1 protein-coding gene and 1 pseudogene are annotated in these 1,583 nt (G+C 51.4%); one reads left to right on the forward strand and one right to left on the reverse strand.

All coding sequences use genetic code 11. The annotated features are described in order from the left end of the window. Positions 1 to 138, forward strand: a pseudogene (pflA, locus tag UC14_RS16960) (pyruvate formate lyase 1-activating protein); the annotation flags it as partial. Positions 139 to 184: 46 nt separating this feature from the next. Here the strand turns inward: pflA and UC14_RS16965 are convergent. After that, entirely contained in the window at positions 185 to 1,507 is a 1,323-nt protein-coding gene (locus UC14_RS16965) for an IS4-like element IS1271 family transposase (protein WP_112198092.1), read from the reverse strand. Positions 1,508 to 1,583: the final 76 nt, after the last annotated feature.

A 1,583-nucleotide genomic window follows, 5' to 3' on the forward strand; every position in this document is an offset into this window, starting at 1 on the left:
TACCATGAGTTGGGCAAACATAAATGGACGGCAATGGGTGAGAAATACGGTCTGGATGGCGTAAATCCGCCCACCAAAGAGATCATGGAAAGAGTGAAAAATATTCTTGCCAGTTACGGGCATAAAGTTATTTATTAACAGCCTGAGATGTTCATAAAAAAGACGCCAAATGGCGTAATGCCGGTCACTTAAGGTGACCGGCATTGTTTTTTAAGGGATATTTCGACCTTTTTTCTCTCACTTCCCTGACATATTCACGCTCACGTCTCGAGGGCAGTTTGAGCATCGCTGCGTTGCTGTAAAAATGCTTCAGATGACCCGGGATGGCTCCCGCTGATGCCCACGGCAGCCCGATTAACAACCGTAATATCTCCGACACTGCACCGCTAAAACTCAGCTGATAAGGCAGATAATCTCCCTTCAGGCTGAACGCCATCTTGATCATCTGGTAACGAATAAGGTTATAACTCAGCAGGATACCCCACAGTTCCTGCCTCACCATTTCCGGCAGTTTGCTTCTCAGCGCCCACCGGTTCCCCAGTAAAAACTGCTTCGCCTCCCGGTATCCTAACTCGATTTCCCAGCGATGCTTATAAAGCTCCGCCACGCTGGCGGCCGGATAACGCATCGCATCCGTCATTGACGTCAGAACCTGCCGTTCAACGCCATTGACCTTCCGGCGGATAAGCCGCACGGTCATTTCTTCCGGCAGTCCTTCCCACTGTTTTCTGGCCTGCGGTGACGTTTTCAGCCGTATCAGCTCGTCCTGTTTGCCGAGCTTACACACCACCTCGTACTGCGTGTTCTTTTTCAGCGGCGTCAGCCAGTGGCGATTTTCGCCCGCATTATGCCAGTCATGTAGCAGGCCTAAAGAGTAAAAACCCTTATCGAACAGCGTAATACTGTTATCCGGCGCGCTGTCTGCCAGCTTTGCCGCCAGGCGCATCTCGTTCACGTCGTAACTGTCCATCACACTGGCCCGCAACAGGTGACTGCTCAGTTCCATCAGGCAGACCATGCGGACCTGAGGATATCCGCGTTCGCCGTGCTGGTTCGAAGCCTTACCGAAGGCCTCTGCATTTTCAGGCGTGTCCTGCGTATGCCAGACTACGCCATCGACGGCATTGAGTGTCAGTCCGTGCCAGAGAGGATGTTTTGCCTCTGCATGCCAGTGTTGCTGAGTGATATCAAACAGAACCCGGATGGCATCTTCACCTAACGTTTTTCTGCGGGCAATAACGGAGCTGGGTGCGGTGAATGAGCGTCCGGTTCGGTCAACAATATCCATCAGATTAACGATATGACTCATAGGCTTATTGTTGAATATGGCCATGCCGATAACCAGCCAGACCATGGACTCGAGGGGGAGTTTACGCTTGCGTAGGGTGACGGTGTCAGTGAGAGAAAAAGCTTGCTGAATGAGGTCAGGAGACAGGAGGTCAGCGAGGCTTTGAACTTCATCGGGGGCAGTGAGATTGATAATACCGAGAGCTTGTGAAAGTTCCATTTAAAAGGGTCCATGATGAGCATGAACCCTTTTTACACGAGCCACCGGATCGGTCAACTGATCCTTAAACGATCGG

This window comes from Rahnella sp. NRRL B-41462 (assembly GCF_003263525.1).
Classification (GTDB): Bacteria; Pseudomonadota; Gammaproteobacteria; order Enterobacterales; family Enterobacteriaceae; genus Rahnella; species Rahnella aceris.